This window comes from Rhodopseudomonas sp. G2_2311, from assembly GCF_047501505.1.
GTDB lineage: Bacteria > Pseudomonadota > Alphaproteobacteria > Rhizobiales > Xanthobacteraceae > Rhodopseudomonas > Rhodopseudomonas palustris_H.
This window is the reverse complement of sequence record NZ_JAZDRK010000002.1, coordinates 181,884-201,583: the sequence shown is the minus strand read 5'-3', so window position 1 is coordinate 201,583 and position 19,700 is coordinate 181,884. Positions and strand designations below refer to the sequence as shown.

Sequence of the window (19,700 nt, the reverse complement as noted above, 5' to 3'; positions counted from 1 at the left end):
GTCGGGCGCCTTGATCACGCCCGCTTCGCACGTATCTGATCAGGCGTCCTATCCGGGCGCCGGTGCCCCTTTCACGGGAACCGATGGCGACCGCGGTCGGTTCTGGTTCCGCAACGCCCCCACGGCGGCCGTTTTCCGCCCCTTCACATGAGTTCGCCCATGCGCAAAATCGTCGTCCGCTCGCTTGCCGTCCTCGGCGTCGTCGCGGTTCCTGTTGTGTCCGCGCTCGCCTTGCAGCGCGAGCAGACCGCCCCGGCCGATCTCGACCTGATCGGCGGCGTCATCCAGCTGGTGCAGCGCGCCTACGTCCATCCGATTCCCTCGGACGAACTGACCAAGGATGCCCTGAAGGGCATGCTGAACCGGCTCGATCCGCACTCGGACTACATGGACGAGAAGGAATTCAAGGACATGCAGACCGACATGTCGGGCCAGTTCGGCGGCCTCGGCATGCAGATCACCGCTCAGGGCGGGATTCCGCGGATTGTCTCGCCGATCGACGGCACCCCGGCCGCGCGCGCCAAGCTTGAGCCGGGCGACCTGATCATCAAGGTCGGCGCCGCCACCACCCAGGGCATGAGCCTGCGCAACGTCGTCGACATGCTGCGCGGCGTGCCGGGCACCAAGGTCACCATCACCATCATGCGCGGCAAGGACGAGCCGTTCGACGTCACCCTGACCCGCGAGATCATCAAGGTCGCGTCGGTGAAGTCGGAGATGAAGCCGGACGGCGTCGGCTATATCCGCATCAGCCAGTTCGGCGGCGACACCGCCGACGGCTTCACCGCCGCACTCGCCAAGCTGAAGAGCGACGCCAAGAACGATGGTCTCAAGGGCCTGGTGATCGACCTGCGCAACGATCCGGGCGGGCTGCTCAACGCCGCGGTCTCGGTTGCCGGCGATCTGCTCGACGGCGGCACCGTGGTATCGATCCGCGGCCGCCAGGCCGACGATCAGCGGGTGTTCTCGGCGCCGTCGAAGGGCGACAAGCTGCCGGGCGTGCCGATCGTGGTGCTGATCAACGGCGCCTCGGCCTCGGCATCGGAGATCGTCGCCGGCGCCTTGCAGGACCGCAAGCGCGCCACCGTGATGGGCACCACCAGCTTCGGCAAGGGTTCGGTGCAGACCGTGATCCCGATCAAGGGCCACGGCGCGGTGCGGCTGACCACGGCGCTGTACTACACGCCGGCCGGCCGCTCGATTCAGGACGAGGGCATCGTGCCGGACGTGATCGAAGAGGCGCCGAAGGATCAGCAGATCAGCGGCGGACCGCTGATCCGCGAGAGCGCGCTGCACGGCGCGATCGCCAATCCGGGCAAGCTCAGTAAGTCGGACGCCACGCCGGCGCCGACCACGCCGAAGATCGGCGAGCCGACCGACGACAAGACCAAGTCCGCGACCTCGGCGCCGATCAAGGCTGACCTGATCGGCAAGCCCGAAGACGCCCAGCTCAACGCAGCGCTGGCGCTGGTCCTGAAGAAGGACGCGGCGCCGAAGTAACCACCAGCGCGCAACCGCAGCGGTCCGCCTGATACGCACGTGATGCCCGGCCTTGTGCCGGGCATCGACGTTTTGATCTGACCTTGCTCTTCAAGACGTGGATGTCCGCGACAAGCGCGCGGTATGGCGACTTAGATTCAAGGCCGCTCTCACGACCGCAATGGTCACCGCGGCCGGGCGCGGTCGATGATCGCGGCGAAGTTCACGCTCTTCGGCAAAGCGCCGTAGTGATGCGCGCCGCGCTGCGCCAGCCGCGACGCACAGAACGCCTCGGCGACCTCTTCCGGCGCGTGCCGGATCAGCACGCTGGCCTGCAGCCCGACCGCGAGGCGATCGACCAGATCACGGGCGCGCTCCTCGAAGTCCGAAGCATCGCGCATATCATCCTTCAGCGCGGCGATGTGACGATCGAACGCCACATCGGCGCCCTTGGCCTGCTCGACCTCGGCGAAATACACCTGCAGCGTCTCGGGCGTACGCGTCATCGCCCGCAGCACGTCGAGACATTGCACGTTGCCGGAGCCTTCCCAGATCGCGTTGACCGGGCTTTCGCGGAAGTGACGCGGCATCGGCCCGTCTTCCATCACGCCGGAGCCGCCGATGCACTCCATCGCTTCGGCGGTAAGACCGGGCGTGCGCTTGCAGATCCAGTATTTGCCGATCGCTGAACCGATCCGGATCAGATGCGCCTGCTGCTCGTCGCCACGGTGGTCGAGCGCACGGGCGATCCGCATCGCCAACGCCAGCGCCGCTTCGGTTTCGAGCGCCAGATCCGCCAGAACGTTCTGCATGATCGGCTGATCGATCAGCAGCCGGCCGAATGCCTTGCGCTGCCGGCAATGATCGATCGCCTGCGACAGTGCCGCCCGCATGATCGCCGACGAGCCGATCATGCAATCGAACCGGGTCATCGCCACCATCTCGATGATGGTGGCAACGCCGCGGCCTTCCGGCCCGATCATCCAGCCGAGCGCGCCGCGCAATTCGGTCTCGCTCGAGGCGTTCGAGGCATTGCCCATCTTCTTCTTCAGCCGCAGCACCTGCAGCGGGTTCTTGGCTCCGTCCGGCTTCCAGCGCGGCACCAGGAAACACGACAGCCCGCCCGGCGCCTGGGCCAGCACCAGGAAGGCGTCGCACATCGGTGCCGAGACGAAGAACTTGTGGCCGACCAGCTCGTATTCGCCGCCCGGCCCGCCGGCGCCGACCGGGATCGCCCGGGTGGTGTTGGCGCGGACGTCCGAGCCGCCCTGCTTCTCGGTCATCGCCATGCCGATGGTGATGCCCTGTTTCTGATCGACCGGCACATTCCGTGCGTCGTAGCTGCGCGCCAGGATCTTCGGCAGCCACTGCTTGGCAACGTCGGGCTGCAGGCTGATGCACGGCACCGCCGCGAACGTCATGCTGATCGGGCAGCCGTGGCCGGCCTCGATCTGGCTGTGCAGATAGAACCGCGCCGCGCGGGCGACATGCGCGCCCTTGCGCGGGTCGGTCCACGGCGAGGCGTGCAGCCCGTTCTCGATCGAAGTCTGCATCAGCTGGTGATAGGCGGGGTGGAAGCGCACCAGATCGGTGCGGCGGCCATAGCGATCATGGGTGTCGAATTCCGGCAGATGCCGGTTGGCAAGCGCGCCGAGTTCGAGATATTCGGCGGTGCCGATCCGGGCGCCGAAATCGGCAATATCGTTGGCGGCCCATTCGGCGCCCTCACGCGTCACCGCCTCGACCAATGGCCGGTCGGCGGTGAACAGATTGTAGTCGGCGAGTTCGACCGGCTGGTTGATCACCTCGTGGGTGACGGCGCCGTAGCTGTCGGCGATGGCGGCGTTGAGCATTCAGGTCCTCCCGGAGCGGCGCCTCTGGCGCTTGCGATGGTTCGGCAGGCATCATAGGCAAGCCGCATCGGGCAGGTGTTCGGATTGGGCCTGGATGGCGAAGCGCGCGGAAACCTCAGCAAAAACACGGCGAAGGCCGGTGCAGCCGCGCTCGCACGAAACCTCGCGGGCGATCCGCGACGCATTTGTTCGGCTTCTCGACGAAAAGCCGTTCTCCGAAGTCACGATCCGCGAGATCGTGCTGGTGGCCGGCGTCGGGCTCGGCACCTTCTACGAGTATTTCTCCAGCAAGGATGAGCTGGCGCGCGCCTGTGTGCATCTGCGGACCAAGGATCTGCTGCTGGCGCTGCGCCGGCGGCGCACCGCGCTCGGCAGCTATGACCTCGCCACCGGCGTCACGGCGGCGATCACGGCGCAGGCCGAAATCTATGCGCAGGCGCCGCGCGAATGGATGCAGCACTTCATGCTGGAGCGGCACAAGAGCGAGCGCAGCCACTATCTCGAAGCCTACGACCTGTTCCTGAAGGAATGGGAGGCGCTGCTCGAAGGCGCCTCCGACTGGCCACCCGGCCGCTCCGCCGCCGAAGCGGCGTTGCCGGTCTTCAGCCTGATGTACGGAATGTTCGCCCACGCTTTGATCCGGGGCATGCCGCCCGCCGATTTTGCGGTGTACCGCCACCAGCTGGTGCGGGCGGCGCTCGGCTGTCTGGCGGGAATGGTGCCGCCAGAGGCAAGCGCCGGAGCAATGGAACCCGGCGGCCGTCGCCGCGCTTGAGATCGAGCGGGTTCCGCCGCAGGGAACGGGGATTCGAGAGTGGCCGACATCTGGACGCGTAAATCGCTGAGCAGCCTGCAAATCGAGGCTGCGGCCGGGGACAGCGGCGACGGCGAAGTCCGCCACCTGAAGCGGTCGCTGTCGGCGGTCAACCTGGTTGCGCTTGGGGTCGGCGGCATTATCGGCGCCGGCATCTTCGTGCTCACCGGCCACGCCGCCGCCGCCAATGCCGGACCGGCCGTCTCGCTGTCGTTCGTGCTCGGCGCGGTGGCCTGCGCCTTCGCCGGGCTGTGCTACGCCGAGATGGCTTCGACCGTGCCGGTGTCGGGCAGCGCCTACACCTATGCGTATGCGACGATCGGCGAGCTCGTGGCATGGATCATCGGCTGGGACCTGATCCTGGAATACGCCGTCGGCGCCACCACGGTGGCGATCGGCTGGTCCGGTTACTTCGTCAGCCTGCTCGGCAATTTCGGCATCCACCTGCCGGCGCAGTTCACGACGGCGCCGCTCGCCTATGACGCAGCCACCCACGCCTGGTCGACCACCGGGGCGATTCTCAACCTGCCGGCGATGGCGATCATCCTGGCGATTTCGACGCTGCTGGTGATCGGTATCCAGGAATCGGCCCGGTTCAACAACGTCATCGTCTGCATCAAGCTCACGGTGATCGCGCTGTTTCTGATCTTCGCCGCGCCGATGGTGACGCCAGCCAACTGGGTGACGGCCGCCAATCCGGACGGCGCGTTCATTCCGCCGGCGCAGGAAAACGGCGTCTTCGGCTGGTCGGGCGTGCTGCGCGGCGCCGCGGTGGTGTTCTTCGCCTTCATCGGTTTTGACGCGGTCTCGACTGCGGCGCAGGAGGCCAAGAACCCGCAGCGCGACATGCCGCTCGGCATCCTCGGCTCGCTGGCGATCTGCACCGTGCTTTACGTCTCGGTGGCGTTCGTACTGACCGGGATCGTGCCCTATGACCGGCTCAACGTGCCCGACCCGATCGCAGTCGGGATCGACGCCGCCGGGATCGGCTGGCTGTCCTCGATCGTCAAGATCGGCGTTGTCACCGGGCTGACCTCGGTGATCCTGTTGCTGCTGCTCGGCCAGACCCGCGTGCTGCGCGCAATGGCGCATGACGGCCTGATGCCGAAGGCGGCCGCCGCCACCCATCCACGCTTCCGCACCCCGCATGTCGCCACCATCGGCACCGGCCTGATCATCGCCGGCCTTGCCGGAGTGTTGCCGATCGGACTGGTCGGTGAGCTGGTCAGCATCGGCACACTGTTCGCGTTCGCGGTGGTCTGCGTCGGCGTGCTGGTACTGCGGATCAAGCACCCGGAGCAGCACCGCCCGTTCAGGGCGCCGGCGATCTGGCTGGTGGCACCGGCCGGCGCGATCGTGTCGTTCATCCTGATGCTCGGCCTGCCGCTCGATACCTGGATACGGCTCGGGGTGTGGCTGGCGATCGGTCTTGCAATCTACTTCCTGTACGGGCGTCATCACAGCAAGCCCGCGGGGCGCTAGACTAGGCTCGGCGGACAACGGCCAGGAGGGCATCCGATGAGCACGAGCGCCGAGCATCAACGCACCGCGCTGGTCACCGGCGCCAATTCCGGCCTCGGCAAGGCCATCGTCACCGCGCTGGCGGCGAATGGCCTGCGTGTCGGCCTGGTGTCGCGCGACCGCGCTCGCGGCGAAGCAGCGCTCGCGGATATTCGCGCCGCCACAGGCAATCAAGACCTGCATTTGTTCGTTGCCGACCTAGCCGATCAGGTCTCTGTCCGCGCTCTGGCGCATGCGGTGCGCGATCGCTTCGACCGGCTGCATCTACTCATCAACAATGCCGGCACTGCTTTTGCGGAGCGGCGGCTGAGCCCGCAAGGCATCGAATGCGCGCTGGCGACTAATCACCTCGGCCCGTTCCTGCTCACCAACCTGCTGCTCGACCTGATCAAAGCCAGCGCACCGGCGCGGATCGTCAATGTCGGCACCCGCATCGACGCAGCAATGGATTTTGACGACCTCAACTGGGACAAGCGCCCCTACGGCATGATGAAGGGCTACGCGCAGTCCAAGCTCGGCAACCTGCATTTCACCTTCGAACTGGCGCGCCGGCTGCAAGGCAGCGGCGTGACCGTCAATTGCGTGTTCCCCGGCGTGTTCAAATCCAACCTCGGCGGCACCGACGGCGCCCAGGGCTTGTTCTGGAAGCTGCTGATCAAGTTCGGCGGCTGGGCAATCCCGACAGCCGAAACCGCCGCCCGGCGCGTGCTGTATCTCGCCGATGCGCCGGAGCTTACGGGCGTCAGCGGCCAGTACTTCGCGGATCGCAAGACGATTCCTGCGCCGGCGCAGGCGCTCGACACAGAAGCCAATCGGCGGGTGTGGGAGATCAGCGAACGGCTGACCGGGCTGTCACCGCCGCAACCCGGCATCGGCCAGGAGACGCCGTGACGCCTCCTCCCGCTCCAACAGCGCAGCAGCCGCAGAGCGGCACGCCGCGCGAAGTGCTGCTTGTGTTCCTCAAGCTCGGCCTCACCTGTTTCGGCGGGCCGATCGCGCATCTGGGATATTTCCGCGACGAGTTCGTCGTCCGGCGGCGCTGGCTTGACGAGCAGAGCTACGGCGATCTGGTCGGGCTGTGCCAGTTTCTCCCTGGCCCGGCCAGCAGTCAGGTCGGACTCGCGATCGGCCTCAAGCGCGCCGGCGCTCTCGGCGCGCTCGCCGCCTGGACCGGATTCACGCTGCCATCGGCGCTCGCGCTGGTGCTGTTCGCTTATGGCGCCGCCGCGCTCGACGGACCGCTCGGCACCGGCCTGCTGCACGGGCTGAAGCTGACGGCGGTGGCGATCGTCGCCCAGGCGGTGTGGGGGATGTCGCGTCAGCTTTGTCCTGATCGCGAGCGTGCAACCATTGCGGTCGCGGCGGCGCTGATCGTGCTCCTCAGCGCGATGCCCATCGCTCAGCTCGGCGCGATCGCGCTTGGCGCGGTGGCCGGGATGTGGTGGTGCCGCAGCGACACGCTGCAGAATTTCGGCGACGTCGGGGCGCGGGTATCACGGCCGATCGGCGTCGCGGCGCTGCTCGGCTTCGTGGTGCTGTTGCTCGGCTTGCCGCTCCTCGCTCAGCTGAGCGGATCGTCGATCGTTGCGGCGTTCGATGCGTTCTATCGCTCGGGTGCTCTGGTGTTCGGCGGCGGTCATGTGGTGCTGCCGCTGCTCCGCGATGGGTTCGTCGGGCCGGGCTGGGTGAGCGACGACGCGTTCCTCGCCGGCTATGGCGCGGCGCAGGCCGTGCCGGGACCGCTGTTCAGCTTCGCCGCTTACTTGGGCGCGATCGCAGCACCGGTCCGAGGACTGGTCGGCGCGGCGATCGGTCTGGCCGGCATCTTCCTGCCGGGATTCCTGATCCTGCTCGGCGTGCTGCCGTTCTGGCATGGACTGCGGCGCTATTCGGCCGCGCAGGCGATGATGCGCGGCGTCAATGCCGCCGTAGTCGGTCTGCTCGGCGCCGCACTGTATAGCCCGGTCTGGACCAGCACGATCCGCAGCACGGCCGACGTCGCGGTCGCGCTCACCGGCTTTGCGTTACTCACGATCTGGCGCGTGCCGCCGCTCGTCGTCGTCGCCTTCAGCGCGGCGGCGGGCATCGCCGGGGCACTGATCAACTAAGTGCGGGGCGAGCGGAGCGCGCTTACCGCCCCTTGCTGCGGCCCTTCTCGGCCGCCTTGGCCAGCGCTGCCGCGAATGCGCCGCCCCCGCTCGGGGCTTCCTGGCGCGGCTTGTAGCGGTCGACCAGCTTGGCGCTGGCGCCGCCGCCACCACCGCCGGTGCGGCGTTCGCCGGGAGCGGGGATCGGGTCGGACATCCGCAGCGTCAAGCCGATGCGGTTACGCGGCACGTCGACCTCGAGTACCTTCACCTTCACCACCTGGCCCGGCTTCACCACTTCGCGCGGATCGTTGATGCGCCGCTCCGACATCGCCGAGATGTGAATCAGGCCGTCCTGGTGCACGCCGATATCGGCGAAGGCGCCGAACGCCGCCACGTTGGTGATCGTGGCTTCCAGGATCATACCGGGCTTGAGGTCGGTGATCTTCTCGACGCCTTCCTGGAAGGTCGCGGTCTTGAACTCGGGTCGCGGGTCGCGGCCGGGCTTTTCCAGCTCCTTCAGGATGTCGCTGACGGTCGGAATACCGAACTTCTCGTCCGCGAAGGCCCGCGGTTTGAGGCCCTGCAGCACCTTGGTCTGGCCGATCAGCGCCTTGATGTCGCTCTTGGTGGCAGCCAGGATCTTTTTGACGAGCGGATAGGATTCCGGATGCACGCCGGAGGCGTCGAGCGGGTTTTCACCATCGCGAATCCGCAAGAACCCGGCGCACTGCTCGAACGCCTTCGGCCCCAGCCGCGGCACTTCCTTCAGCTTGTCACGGCTCGGGAACGGCCCGTTGGCGTCGCGATGCGCCACGATGTTCACCGCCAGGGTCTCGCCGATGCCCGACACCCGCGCCAGCAGCGGCGCCGAAGCGGTGTTGAGATCGACGCCGACCGCGTTCACGCAGTCTTCCACTGTGGCATCGAGCGCGCGCGCCAGCGCGTGCTGATTGAGGTCGTGCTGATACTGGCCGACGCCGATCGACTGCGGCGGCACCTTTACCAGTTCGCCGAGTGGGTCCTGCAGACGGCGCGCGATCGACACCGCGCCGCGGATCGACACGTCGAGATCGGGGAATTCCTTGGAGGCGAATTCCGAGGCCGAATACACCGACGCGCCGGCTTCCGACACGATCGCCTTGGTCAGCTTCAGATCCGGCTTGGCCTTCATCAGATCGGCGACCAGCTTCTCGGTCTCGCGCGACGCGGTGCCGTTGCCGATCGCCACCAGCTCGATGCGGTGCTTCACGCAGAGCTGCGCCAGCGTCAGCATGCTCTCGTTCCACTGCCGCTGCGGCTCGTGCGGATAGATCGTGGCGTGATCGACCAGCTTGCCGGTGCGGTCGATCACCGCGACCTTGACGCCGGTGCGGAAGCCCGGATCGAGGCCCAGCGTCGCACGGCCGCCGGCCGGCGCGGCGAGCAACAGGTCGCGCAGATTCGCCGCGAACACCCGGACCGCCTCGGTCTCGGCCTGCTGCCACAGCCGCATCCGCATATCGAGCGCCAGCGCGGTCTTGATTCGCGTCCGCCACGCCCAACGCACGCAGTCCGACAGGAAGCCGTCGGCGGGACGGCCCTTGCGGGCGATGCCGAAGGTCGCGGCGATGCGGTTTTCGTACTGGGTCGGCTCCTTCGACTCCGGATCTTCGCCGTCGCCGAAATCGAGCGACAGCACCTCTTCCTTCTCGCCGCGCAGCAGCGCCAGGATGCGGTGCGACGGCAGCTTCTCGTACGGCTCGGAGAAGTCGAAGTAATCGGCGAATTTGGCGCCGACGGTTTTCTTGCCGTCGCGCACGGAAGCCTTCAGCGCACCGCGGCTCCACATCGCTTCGCGCAGCGAGCCGGTGAGGTCGGCATGTTCGGAGAAGCGTTCGACCAGGATGGCGCGGGCGCCTTCGAGGGCGGCCTTGACATCGGCGACCGGGTGCTCGCCCTCGGCCTTCACATAGGCGGCAGCCTCGGCCTGCGGATCCTTGTCGGGGTTCTGCAACAGCAGGTCGGCGAGCGGCTCCAGGCCCGCCTCGCGCGCGATCTGCGCCTTGGTCCGGCGCTTCTCCTTGAACGGCAGATAGATGTCTTCGAGACGCGCCTTGCTGTCGGCCTTCAGCAGCGCCGCCTCCAGCTCGGGCGTCATCTTGCCCTGCTGCTTGATGCTGTCGATGATCGCGGTGCGACGCGCCTCCATCTCGCGGAGGTAACGCAGCCGCTCCTCAAGGGTGCGGAGCTGCGCGTCGTCGAGCATCCCGGTCGCCTCTTTGCGGTAGCGGGCGATGAACGGCACGGTCGATCCGCCGTCGAGCAGATCGATGGCGGCCTGGACCTGCTGCTCACGGACGGCGAGTTCGGATGCGATGACGGACGCGATGTTCGGCACTGGGAGTCTCTTTGGCAGATTCGAAGGAGGGGGACTCGGCCACGGCGGCGCGGCGAATCGAAGGCAACCTACGCGATCTTGCGGGCAAGATGCAGGGCGCGTGACCGCCCGGTGCACGACGTGTGCATAACCCCTCGGGCACCGCTCCGGACCAAATCGATTCGCCGTGTTCCCTGTTGAAAACGCCGATTTATTTCGCCGGCACGTCGGCTTCGACGTCAAGCACCCGGCGCAGCATCCGTGCCAGATCGGCACGGCGATACGGCTTCGGCAGCAGCTGCACGGCAGGACCGAGCCGGCCATGATGCAGCATCGCGTTCTCGGTATAGCCGGAGGTGAACAGCACCTTCAGACCCGGCTTGTACTTGCGCAGCTCCTCGGCGAGCTGCGGCCCGTTCATGCCGCCGGCCAGCATCACGTCGGTGAACAGCAGATCGAATTCGACGTCGTCATACACCATCGACATCGCTTCCGCCGCGGAGGCCGCCGAATGCGCGGTGTAGCCGAGCGCCTTCAGATGCGTCATCACGTAGCTACGCACCAGCGCATCGTCTTCCACCACCAGCACCGACTCGCGGCCGCCCTGCGCCAGCGGCGGCGCGGCGCTGTCGAGCCCGGTATCGAGCGACGCGGCCGCATACGGCAGATACAGCCGAATGGTCGTGCCATGGCCCTCCTCGCTGTACAACTCGATATGGCCGCCTGACTGCTTGACGAAGCCGTACACCATGCTGAGACCGAGGCCGGTGCCTTCGCCGACCGGCTTGGTGGTGAAAAACGGCTCGAACACCCGGTCGCGGATCGCAGCCGGAATGCCGCAGCCGGTATCGCTCACCGCCAGCATCACGTAGCGGCCGGCACTGACTTCATCGTGCTGCGCCGCATAGGCCTGGTCGAGATCGACGTTGCCGGTCTCCAGCAGCAGCTTGCCGTTGCCCTTCATCGCATCGCGGGCGTTGATCGCAAGGTTGATCAGCGCGCTGCCGAGCTGCGACGGATCGGCCAGCGCCGGACGCAGATCCGGCGAGGGCTCGACATCGATCTCGATGCCGGCCCCGAGCGTCGGCCGCAACAGCTTGACGGTGTCGAGCATCAGCGCGTTGACGTCGATGCTGCGCGGCTGCAGCGGCTGCTTGCGCGAGAACGACAACAGGCCGTTGGTGAGATCGGAGGCGCGCGTCACCGCCTGGTCGACCATCGTGGCAACGTCCTTCAGCGCCGGCCGGTCGGACACGCCGTCGGCGAGCATTTCGATGCCGCCGGTGATCACCGTGAGAATGTTGTTGAGGTCGTGTGCGACACCACCGGTGAGCTGGCCGATCGCCTGCATCTTCTGCGCCTGGCGCAGCTGGCGCTCGGATTCCTTGAACGCGGTGAGGTTGCGATACACGATCACCGCGCCGGCGAACGAGCCATCCGGGTTTTCCATGCGCCGCGCGCTTGCGGCGAGCTGCACCACCGGGTCGTCGCCGTGGCGGATGCCGAGTTCGACGTTGTCGAAGCTCTCACCGCGCCGCGCCCGCGCTGCCGGACTGTCGTAGTCAGGCATCGGCGTCACGCCGTCGGCCAGAAAGCGTTTGTATTTCCGCTTCCAGCGCTCGGAGCCAATGTCCTCGGCGACTCCGAACAGCGTCACGCAAGTCGGATTGGCAAACACCCGCTTGCCCTCGGCGTCGAGCACCGCCACAGCGTCCGCCATGCTGGCGATGGTCTTGTCGAGCAGCTCCGACTTGCTCCTCAGCGCCGCGTTGGCGGCGTCGATCTTGGCAACGGTTTCGTCGAAGGCGTCGGCAAGGATGCGGCTCTCGCCGCGCAACCCGGCCGGCATCACCAGTCGTCCAGTGCGGGAAAACGCCGCGACCGCCCGGGTGAGCTGCATGATCGGACTGGCGATCGAACGCGACAGCAGCGCCGACAGCAGCACCGCACCGAGGATGGCGGCAAGGCCAACGATCAATCCCGGCGTCCGCAGCGCGGTGGCGGGCGCCATGATCCGTTCCAGCGGTTCGGTCTCGATCACGGCGGTGCGGATGCCGTTCGACAGCGGCGCCATCACGATCGCCGCGGCGACGCGTTCACCGTCGGGCCGGGAGAACACCGCCGCAGCGCCGGGCTTTTCGCTAAGCGCGGCGGCGAGTTGCGGGAAGTCGTCCTGCCAGCGCCGCTCCGGCTCCGCCGGCACGATTCGACCGTCCATGTAGTTCATCATGTAGCCGCCGTCGGCTTCGACGAAATACACGTCAGTGTCGTTGTCGAGCACGTCCCGGATGCGCTCGAACACCGGCCGCAGATCGTAAGTAATCATCAGCACCGCAAACACCGCGCCGCTAGAATCGCGCACCGGCGCCGCGGCTGTGAACCGCGGCGACGACGAAGCTGCGACGCCCGGGTCATGCGACGGCTGGAAGATCCGGATCGGCGAGAAGTGCACCTCGTCGCCCGTCAGCCCCGCGGCATGCCTGAACGTCTCGTCGTCACCGAGCTGCGGCAGATCGGCGTCAGGTACAGTGCGGATGCTGCCGTTCGGCCCCTGGCGATCGACGGCGATCAAGGCGCGACCGCCATTGGCGACGCCGACCAGCCGATAGGCCAGAAGGCCGGGCTTGACCTGCATGTTGCCCGCATACGCCGCCGCCAGATGCACGCGCCACTGCGCTTCGGTGAGCCCGACGTCCGGATCTGTGCCGCCATTGAGCCGCGCCCGGACGATGCCGAGATGCGCCGGCAACAGCCGGGCTGACAACACTTCGTTGCGGATGATGCGGAGCACCGATTCATAGGCGCCAAGCCGCGCCTTGGCCTGATACGCGAGCCGCGTCAATCCGGACGGCACGACCGCCCGGCCGATATTGTAGTACGCGAGCACTCCGATCGCCGCCACCGTACACGCCACCAGCACGGTCATCGCCAGGGTCAGGCGCACCGACAGGCGCATCGATCGAATCTCCGGGAAGGACCTCAAGATAAAAAGCAAACTATAGGAAGCGCCGAAGCGGCGCTACCTATAGTCCTATCCTGACGTCCGGCGCATCAGTTCGGGATTTCGCCGAATCCTTTGCCAGGCTTCAGCGGCTTCAGGCGGATCAACCGGGAATCCTCGACGGCCGCCTGACGGTGGTTCACCGCCTCGCGATACACCGGATCGCGAATCATCTCCACGAATGCCGCAACGCTTGGGTACTCGGCGATGAACACGTGATCCCAGTGTTCGTCCTGCGGGCCGATCAGCATCAGTTCGAACTGGCCCTGCCACACCACCTTGCCGCCGAGCCGCTCGAACACCGGGCCCGAGTCGCGGCCGTACGCCGCATAGGCTTCGGCGCCGGTTGCGTCGCGACCGTCTGGATAGGCAGCACGCGGCTTCAGCCGCACCAGGTTGAGCATATGGATCGGCCCCGGACGATCCATCTCGCGAAACTGCGCGAACACTTCCTTGGTCGGATCGATATGGCTGATCATGCGCCCTCCTGTTGCTTTGAATTTGTTTGGCCGTGCTAGTATCACGATTGAGCCGCCGATGTCTGCCACTGGAGCCTGTGCGTGAACGCCGCTGCCACCCTTCTTGTCGCGCTGGTCGCGGCCCTGCACGTCTTCTTTCTCGTGCTCGAGATGTTTCTCTGGACCAAGCCGCTCGGGCTCAAGGTGTTTCGCAATAGTCCCGACAAAGCCGCGGCGTCTGCGGTGCTGGCTGGCAATCAGGGGCTGTACAACGGCTTCCTGGCGGCCGGACTGATCTGGTCGCTGCTGCATCCGAACGCCGCAGTGGCGCTGCAACTTGCCACCTTCTTCCTCGGCTGCGTCATCGTCGCCGGATTGTACGGCGCCTGGACGGTGAGCCGGCGCATTCTCTACGTCCAGGCAGCTCCCGCTGTGGTGGCGCTGATCGCAGCGTGGGTCGCGTAGTCGGCAAGCAGGATGCTGCATCGCACAGCGCGGCAAATTGCAACGGCGCGCCATCGCGGCATTGCCAGGCCTCGAGTGCTGATCCACACTCCCCGCTAACGGCGGCAGGCAAAACGCCGCCGGTCATAAGCCATGAGGGAGTAGACCAGCGATGAAGAGCCTGTATCAGGCCGCCGTGGCGGCTCTTGCGACCGTTGCGCTGACCGCCGTGCCCGCCGCGGCGCAAAAGAAATACGATCCGGGAGCGTCCGACACCGAGATCAAGATCGGCCAGACCGTGCCGTTCTCCGGCCCCGCCTCCGCTTACGCCGGCATCGGCAAGACCCAGGCCGCCTATATGCGGATGATCAATGATCAAGGCGGCATCAACGGCCGCAAGATCAACCTGATCCAGTACGACGACGCCTATTCGCCGCCCAAGGCCGTCGAGCAGGTCCGCAAGCTGGTCGAGAGCGACGAGGTGCTGCTGACCTTCCAGATCATCGGCACGCCATCCAACGCCGCGGTGCAGAAATATCTCAATGCCAAGAAGGTGCCGCAACTGCTCGCCGCCACCGGCGCGACGCGGTTCACCGATCCGAAGAACTTCCCGTGGACGATGGGCTTCAACCCCAACTACCAGACCGAAGGCCGCATCTACGGCCGCTATATCCTGCAGAATCACCCCGACGCCAAGATCGGCATCCTGTTCCAGAACGATGATCTCGGCCGCGACTACGTCACCGGCCTGCGCGCCGCCCTCGGCGACAAGGCCGACAAGATGATCGTCGCCGAAGCCTCCTACGAACTCACCGATCCGACCGTCGACTCGCAGATCGTCAAGCTGAAGTCCGCGGGCGCCACGCTGCTGTACGACGCTTCGACGCCGCGCTTCGCCGCGCAGGCGATCAAGAAGGTCGCGGACCTCGGCTGGAATCCGATCCATATCCTCGATATCAACGCAAGCCCGGTATCGGCCACGCTGAAGCCGGCCGGCCTCGACATCTCTAAGGGCATCATCAGCGTCAATTACGGCAAGGACCCTGCCGATCCGCAATGGGCCAACGACGAGGGCGTGAAGAAGTATTTCGCCTTCATGGATAAGTACTATCCGGATGGCGACAAGCTCAACACCGTCAACAGCTACGGCTACAGCACCGCGGAGCTGCTGGTCACCATCCTCAAGCAGTGCGGCGACAACCTGACCCGCGAGAACGTCATGAAACAGGCCGCCAACCTGAAGAATGTCGTCGGCGACCTGTCGCTGCCGGGCATGTCGGTCAACACCTCGCCGACCGACTTCCGCGTCAACAAGCAGCTCCGGATGATGAAGTTCAACGGCGAGCGCTGGGAGCTGTTCGGCCCGATCATCGAGGACGACGCGGCGATGTGATCGCAGCAATCAGTTCGGCAGCAGCACTTCATTCCGGGTCGCGGGTGGAACTCGCGCCCCGGATTTCCCCATCACGATAGTAGCAAAGCCGATCTCCGAGGGCGGTTTCCCGATCCTCACAGAGGACGGCTTATTCAGCCGGATACCAGAAGACGGCCTTTCTACCCCGGTACATCGCCGGGTATCGACCAATTCTGCACAGACAGCCTGCCCGAATCGCGTTCGAATGCCGCCAACAGACGGGAGTGGAAGCCGTTGAGTGGAGGCGCTGCCGGCGGCGGCGGATCAGCATGAGAGCAGACAGCACCAGCAACCGCTATTTCACCGTCGAACAGCTCGAGGAGCTGGCGGTCGCCAAGTACATCGAGGCGGCGCTGACGCCGGCCGGCGAGGAGCGCGACGAGCTGCTCGAAGAGGCCAAGCGGTTCGCCAGCCGGGCCAAGATGAAGAGCTGGCTGATGGGCGAGATCGGCGCTGCACCGCGCCGTCGCAACTATCACTAACCGCCGATACCCGATTGCCGACACAGCGGCCTGACACTCACCAAAGGAACGGCTCTGCCCAAATCAGAACCGGCCGGTGGTGTTGACCCTCACGATTACTCCCACGGGATCGCGCTGACTTCGCGCTGCAGCCGATCCATCGCGGTCATCACCGCGGCGCCGGCAAATTCCCGGCTGGCCTGGCCGGGATCGACCGTGGCGACCTTCCAATTCGCACCATTGGTGTCGTCACAGGGCTGGCACGGCCGAATCCGGATCGCCTCGACCTTGTCGCAGTGACGCTGGCCGCGGACGTCCTGCAGCAGCAGCGCCTCGATCTCCTCCGCGGTCCTCAACACCCTGGTCATCACTGGTTCCTTCTGTACGGTCGGCAGGCGCCGCATCGATCGCAGAGCTGTAGCGCAAGGTCTTGAGATGCCTCAAGTCTGTGCGGTTCCATCAAATCGGGAACCCGGCTTTAACCTTCGCTTTACCGGGCCTTAAACCGGGTTCGCTAGCGTCGCCGCAACGGTCGGCGTGGACGATGCGATGGCGTGGGGTAGGAAAAAAGCCGGCGAGAGGCGAGAGCCGAAATTCGGGTCCGGTGAATCGCTCGCCGACATGCGCCTGACGCCGCAGGATCGGGTGAACGTGGCCGACGACAAGCCAAAGAAGAAGCCCACGGGCAAAGCCGGCGGCGGCGCGCGCAAGCGCAAGGCGCGCAAGGGCGTGATCGCGTCGGTGCGCCAGGCGATCGGCCGCGTGGTGTATTGGAGCGCGGTCGCCGGCATCTGGGCGGTGCTCGCCGTGGTCGGCGTCATGGTCTGGGTGGGCGCGCATCTGCCGCCGATCCAATCGCTGGAGATTCCAAAGCGGCCGCCGACGATCACCATCGTGGCCGACAACGGCTCGACCATGGCGGTGCGCGGCGAACAGGCCGGCACCAATGTGGCCCTCAAGGAGCTGCCGCCGTATTTGCCGAAGGCCTTCATCGCGATCGAAGACCGCAGGTTCTATCAGCACTTCGGCGTCGATCCGCTCGGCATCGCCCGCGCCGCGGTCACCAACGTGCTGCACCGGGGCGTGTCGCAGGGCGGCTCGACGCTGACCCAGCAGCTCGCCAAGAACCTGTTCCTGACCCAGGACCGCACGCTGACCCGCAAGCTGCAGGAGGTCGAGCTAGCGCTGTGGCTGGAGCGCAAGCACTCCAAGGCCGAGATCCTCGAACTGTATCTCAACCGGGTGTATTTCGGCTCCGGCGCCTACGGGGTCGAGGCTGCGGCGCAGAAGTACTTCGGCAAATCGGCCAAGGACGTCACGCTGGTCGAGGCGGCGATGCTGGCGGGCCTGGTCAAATCACCGTCGCGCCTCGCGCCGAACCGCAATCCAGAAGGCGCCGAAAAGCGCGCTCAGATCGTACTGGCCGCGATGGCGGAGGCCGGCTTCGTCACCGACAAGCAGGCCCAGGCCGCGATCGCCAACCCGGTTTACACAGTCAAGCCGACCGGCGCCGGCACCATCAACTACGTCGCCGACTGGATCACCGAGGTGCTCGACGATCTAGTCGGGCAGATCGACCAGTCGATCATCGTCGAGACCTCGATCGATCCCAGGCTGCAATCGGTGGCAGAGGCGGCGATCATCGACGAGCTGGCGGCCAAGAGCGTCAAATACAAGGTCACACAGGGCGCGCTGGTGGCGATGGCACCGGATGGCACCGTGCGGGCGATGATCGGCGGGCGCAACTATGCCGACAGCCAGTTCAACCGCGCCGTCACGGCCAAGCGGCAACCCGGCTCGGCGTTCAAGCCGTTCGTGTATCTGACGGCTGTCGAAGCCGGTCTGACGCCTGACACCATCCGCCAGGACGCCCCGCTCGACCTCAAGGGCTGGAAGCCGGAGAACTACACCCACGAATATTTCGGCTCGGTCACCCTGACCCAGGCGCTGGCGATGTCACTGAACACGGTGGCGGTGCGGCTCGGGCTCGAAGTCGGGCCGAAGAACGTGGTGCGCACCGCGCACCGGCTCGGCATCGCCTCCAAGCTCGACGCCAACCCGTCGATCGCGCTCGGCACTTCGGAAGTGACGCTGACCGAGCTGGTCGGCGCCTACTCCACCTTCGCCAATGGCGGACTGTTGGTGTCGCCGCATGTGGTGAAGCGGATCCGTACCGCGCAAGGCAACAAGGTGCTGTACGTCCGCAGCGACGAGCCGACGAGCCGGGTTGTCGATCCCCGCGCGGTGGCGATGATGAACACCATGATGCAGGAAACGCTGCGCTCCGGCACCGCCCACAAGGCCGACCTGCCGGGCTGGGTTGCGGCCGGCAAGACCGGCACCAGCCAGGATTTCCGCGACGCCTGGTTCCTTGGTTACACCTCGACGCTGGTCACCGGCGTCTGGCTCGGCAACGACGACAACTCGCCGACCAAGAAGGCCACCGGCGGCGGACTGCCGGTCGAGGTGTGGACGCGTTTCATGCGCGAAGCGCTCAAGGGCGAGACTCCGCAGCCCTTGCCCGGCGACTGGAGCGGCGGCCCGATCGCGAGCAGCCCGCCGGCCGGCCTCGGCGGCCTGAACGCCCCGCCCACGGGCGGCGGCACCATCGCGCAGGCGGGCCCGCGCGGCGAAACCCAGGTGATCAACGCGCCCCCGCCCCCCGGGGCAGGCCGCATGCCTCCGCCGACCCGCGCCAACGTGCGGCCAGAGGCGGACGCCGGCCTCGATGGCTGGCTGATGGATCGGCTGTTCGGGCGGTGATGCGGCGTGCAAGTCTGAGCGGCGCGCGGCAGGCCGCAGTCACCGCGCCCGCGTCCAACGCACCTCAGTCGCTGATGCCGTAGCGGTGCAGGTCGTTGCCGTAGGAGTCGAGCCAGGTCTTGGCGCGCTCCATCTGCGGACAGACCTTGCCGACCACGCGCCAGAACCGCGCCGAGTGGTTCATCTCGACCAGATGCGCGACTTCGTGGGCCGCCAGATAGTCCAGCACATAAGGCGGCGCCAGGATCAGCCGCCACGAGAACGACAGCGAGCCGGCCGAGGTGCATGAGCCCCAACGGCTCGACTGGTCGCGGATCGACAGCCGCGTCACCTTCACGCCGAGCTCCGGCGCATAGCGATCGCAGGCCTTCTGCAGATCGCGGCGGGCCTCGCGCTTGAGGAAATCAAGCACCCGGCGCTCGATGTGCTCGGTCTCGCCAGCGACGCACAGGATCTTTTCACCGGACTCGCGCACTTCGGTCCACACCGTGCCGCGCCCGGCGCGGTGCACGATCTTATGGTCCTGGCCACGGAGGGGCACCAGCGTGCCGGGCAGGAACGGCGCCGCCTTCGGCAGCCGGCCGAGACGCGCGGCGATCCACGCGCCGTGACGCTGGGCGAATTCCTTGGCGTCGGCCAGCGTGCCGCGCGGCGGCATCGTCAGAATCGCTTCGCGATCGCTCGGATGAATCCGCAATGTGTAACGTCGCGCGCGGCGGTGGCGGCGAATGCGAACGGCGAAGAACTGCGAGCCGTGTCGGACGGGGATTGTCGACGGCTCCGTGGGGCGCCGATAGAGAAGTGCGCGGGCCATGTCTGCAGGTCCAGGGAAAAGAAGGTCCCCTGGAATCTGCCATAACCGCCGCCATGGGAAGCGCTCGGCGCAAAAACAAATCATTTGCCCAATATACAGGGCAAAGCCGATGTCGCACCCCTAAGTGATGGGGCTCGGAACTCGAAATTTTCGCGAATTTCGATTCAAAACGATACCCTGAGAGGTGACTCACTCCTCACTACTTGCGGAACCCATGAATCCGGATTCCCCC

At 66.4% G+C, this 19,700-nt stretch carries 15 protein-coding genes; 9 read left to right on the top strand and 6 right to left on the bottom strand.

Annotated features, from left to right (window positions below; genetic code table 11):
* Window positions 1–159: 159 nt before the first annotated feature.
* The gene (locus VRZ08_RS03850) at window positions 160–1,500 is read left to right on the top strand and encodes a S41 family peptidase (protein ID WP_107354094.1); all 1,341 of its coding nucleotides are present in this window, start codon (window positions 160–162) and stop codon (window positions 1,498–1,500) included.
* A gap of 164 nt (window positions 1,501–1,664) precedes the next feature.
* Here VRZ08_RS03850 and VRZ08_RS03845 read toward each other — a convergent pair whose 3' ends face one another.
* Window positions 1,665–3,332 carry an isovaleryl-CoA dehydrogenase gene (locus tag VRZ08_RS03845; RefSeq protein ID WP_414531616.1) on the bottom strand — a complete coding sequence of 556 codons (1,668 nt, stop codon included), beginning with the start codon at window positions 3,330–3,332 and terminating at the stop codon, window positions 1,665–1,667.
* 139 nt (window positions 3,333–3,471) lie between these two features.
* Here VRZ08_RS03845 and VRZ08_RS03840 point away from each other — a divergent pair, with 139 nt between their 5' ends.
* From VRZ08_RS03840 to chrA, 4 genes are read left to right on the top strand one after another with little or no spacing between them, the layout of a single operon-like run.
* Window positions 3,472–4,107: a TetR/AcrR family transcriptional regulator gene (locus VRZ08_RS03840; RefSeq protein WP_414531615.1), complete on the top strand. Its 636-nt coding sequence runs from the start codon at window positions 3,472–3,474 to the stop codon at window positions 4,105–4,107.
* A gap of 39 nt (window positions 4,108–4,146) precedes the next feature.
* Window positions 4,147–5,628, top strand: a complete 1,482-nt coding sequence (locus VRZ08_RS03835) for an amino acid permease (RefSeq protein WP_414531614.1) — start codon at window positions 4,147–4,149, stop codon at window positions 5,626–5,628.
* Window positions 5,629–5,664: 36 nt separating this feature from the next.
* A complete protein-coding gene (locus VRZ08_RS03830) occupies window positions 5,665–6,558 on the top strand; it encodes an SDR family NAD(P)-dependent oxidoreductase (RefSeq protein WP_414531613.1) in 894 nt (297 codons plus the stop codon).
* Window positions 6,555–7,775, top strand: coding sequence for a chromate efflux transporter (chrA, locus tag VRZ08_RS03825; RefSeq protein ID WP_414531612.1), 1,221 nt, complete (start codon window positions 6,555–6,557; stop codon window positions 7,773–7,775). Before VRZ08_RS03830 ends, chrA begins: the two co-directional genes overlap by 4 nt.
* 22 nt (window positions 7,776–7,797) lie before the next feature.
* On the opposite strand, the gene VRZ08_RS03820 is transcribed toward chrA, so the two are convergent.
* The 3 genes from VRZ08_RS03820 to VRZ08_RS03810 all read right to left on the bottom strand — a co-directional run bounded on the left by VRZ08_RS03820 (window position 7,798) and on the right by VRZ08_RS03810 (window position 13,593).
* On the bottom strand, window positions 7,798–10,134 hold the full coding sequence (locus VRZ08_RS03820) for a Tex family protein (protein WP_414531611.1): 2,337 nt from the start codon (window positions 10,132–10,134) through the stop codon (window positions 7,798–7,800).
* A gap of 190 nt (window positions 10,135–10,324) precedes the next feature.
* Window positions 10,325–13,069 carry an ATP-binding protein gene (locus tag VRZ08_RS03815; RefSeq protein WP_414531610.1) on the bottom strand — a complete coding sequence of 915 codons (2,745 nt, stop codon included), beginning with the start codon at window positions 13,067–13,069 and terminating at the stop codon, window positions 10,325–10,327.
* Between the two features lie 95 nt (window positions 13,070–13,164).
* Entirely contained in the window at window positions 13,165–13,593 is a 429-nt protein-coding gene (locus VRZ08_RS03810; RefSeq protein WP_414531609.1) for a DUF1330 domain-containing protein, read from the bottom strand.
* Between the two features lie 81 nt (window positions 13,594–13,674).
* Between VRZ08_RS03810 and VRZ08_RS03805 the strand changes: the two genes are divergently transcribed.
* The 3 genes from VRZ08_RS03805 (at window position 13,675) to VRZ08_RS03795 (ending at window position 15,912) form a co-directional block, all read left to right on the top strand.
* Entirely contained in the window at window positions 13,675–14,037 is a 363-nt protein-coding gene (locus VRZ08_RS03805; RefSeq protein ID WP_414531608.1) for a DUF1304 domain-containing protein, read from the top strand.
* 151 nt (window positions 14,038–14,188) lie between these two features.
* Window positions 14,189–15,409 (top strand): ABC transporter substrate-binding protein, encoded by a 1,221-nt coding sequence (locus tag VRZ08_RS03800; protein WP_107342782.1) that lies wholly within the window; start codon window positions 14,189–14,191, stop codon window positions 15,407–15,409.
* 290 nt (window positions 15,410–15,699) lie between these two features.
* On the top strand, window positions 15,700–15,912 hold the full coding sequence (locus tag VRZ08_RS03795) for a hypothetical protein (protein ID WP_107342781.1): 213 nt from the start codon (window positions 15,700–15,702) through the stop codon (window positions 15,910–15,912).
* 95 nt (window positions 15,913–16,007) lie between these two features.
* Here VRZ08_RS03795 and VRZ08_RS03790 read toward each other — a convergent pair whose 3' ends face one another.
* Window positions 16,008–16,259 carry a hypothetical protein gene (locus VRZ08_RS03790; protein ID WP_107357377.1) on the bottom strand — a complete coding sequence of 84 codons (252 nt, stop codon included), beginning with the start codon at window positions 16,257–16,259 and terminating at the stop codon, window positions 16,008–16,010.
* 181 nt (window positions 16,260–16,440) lie between these two features.
* On the opposite strand from VRZ08_RS03790, the gene VRZ08_RS03785 reads away from it, so the two are divergent.
* Window positions 16,441–18,654 carry a PBP1A family penicillin-binding protein gene (locus VRZ08_RS03785; protein WP_414531607.1) on the top strand — a complete coding sequence of 738 codons (2,214 nt, stop codon included), beginning with the start codon at window positions 16,441–16,443 and terminating at the stop codon, window positions 18,652–18,654.
* A 64-nt stretch (window positions 18,655–18,718) separates the two neighbouring features.
* Here VRZ08_RS03785 and VRZ08_RS03780 read toward each other — a convergent pair whose 3' ends face one another.
* Complete coding sequence (locus VRZ08_RS03780) at window positions 18,719–19,552, bottom strand: M48 family metallopeptidase (RefSeq protein ID WP_107342780.1); 834 nt, start codon at window positions 19,550–19,552, stop codon at window positions 18,719–18,721.
* Window positions 19,553–19,700 lie beyond the last annotated feature (148 nt).

Excerpts from the sequence above, each read along its gene's own strand:
- VRZ08_RS03785 (WP_414531607.1), top strand. The coding sequence starts at position 16,441 with ATGGCGTGGGGTAGGAAAAAAGCCGGCGAGAGGCGAGAGCCGAAATTC.
- VRZ08_RS03800 (WP_107342782.1), top strand. The coding sequence starts at position 14,189 with ATGAAGAGCCTGTATCAGGCCGCCGTGGCGGCTCTTGCGACCGTTGCG.
- VRZ08_RS03850 (WP_107354094.1), top strand. The coding sequence starts at position 160 with ATGCGCAAAATCGTCGTCCGCTCGCTTGCCGTCCTCGGCGTCGTCGCG.
- VRZ08_RS03780 (WP_107342780.1), bottom strand. The coding sequence starts at position 19,552 with ATGATTTGTTTTTGCGCCGAGCGCTTCCCATGGCGGCGGTTATGGCAG.
- VRZ08_RS03815 (WP_414531610.1), bottom strand. The coding sequence starts at position 13,069 with ATGCGCCTGTCGGTGCGCCTGACCCTGGCGATGACCGTGCTGGTGGCG.
- VRZ08_RS03810 (WP_414531609.1), bottom strand. The coding sequence starts at position 13,593 with ATGATCAGCCATATCGATCCGACCAAGGAAGTGTTCGCGCAGTTTCGC.
- VRZ08_RS03790 (WP_107357377.1), bottom strand. The coding sequence starts at position 16,259 with ATGACCAGGGTGTTGAGGACCGCGGAGGAGATCGAGGCGCTGCTGCTG.
- VRZ08_RS03845 (WP_414531616.1), bottom strand. The coding sequence starts at position 3,332 with ATGCTCAACGCCGCCATCGCCGACAGCTACGGCGCCGTCACCCACGAG.
- VRZ08_RS03795 (WP_107342781.1), top strand. The coding sequence starts at position 15,700 with ATGAGAGCAGACAGCACCAGCAACCGCTATTTCACCGTCGAACAGCTC.
- VRZ08_RS03830 (WP_414531613.1), top strand. The coding sequence starts at position 5,665 with ATGAGCACGAGCGCCGAGCATCAACGCACCGCGCTGGTCACCGGCGCC.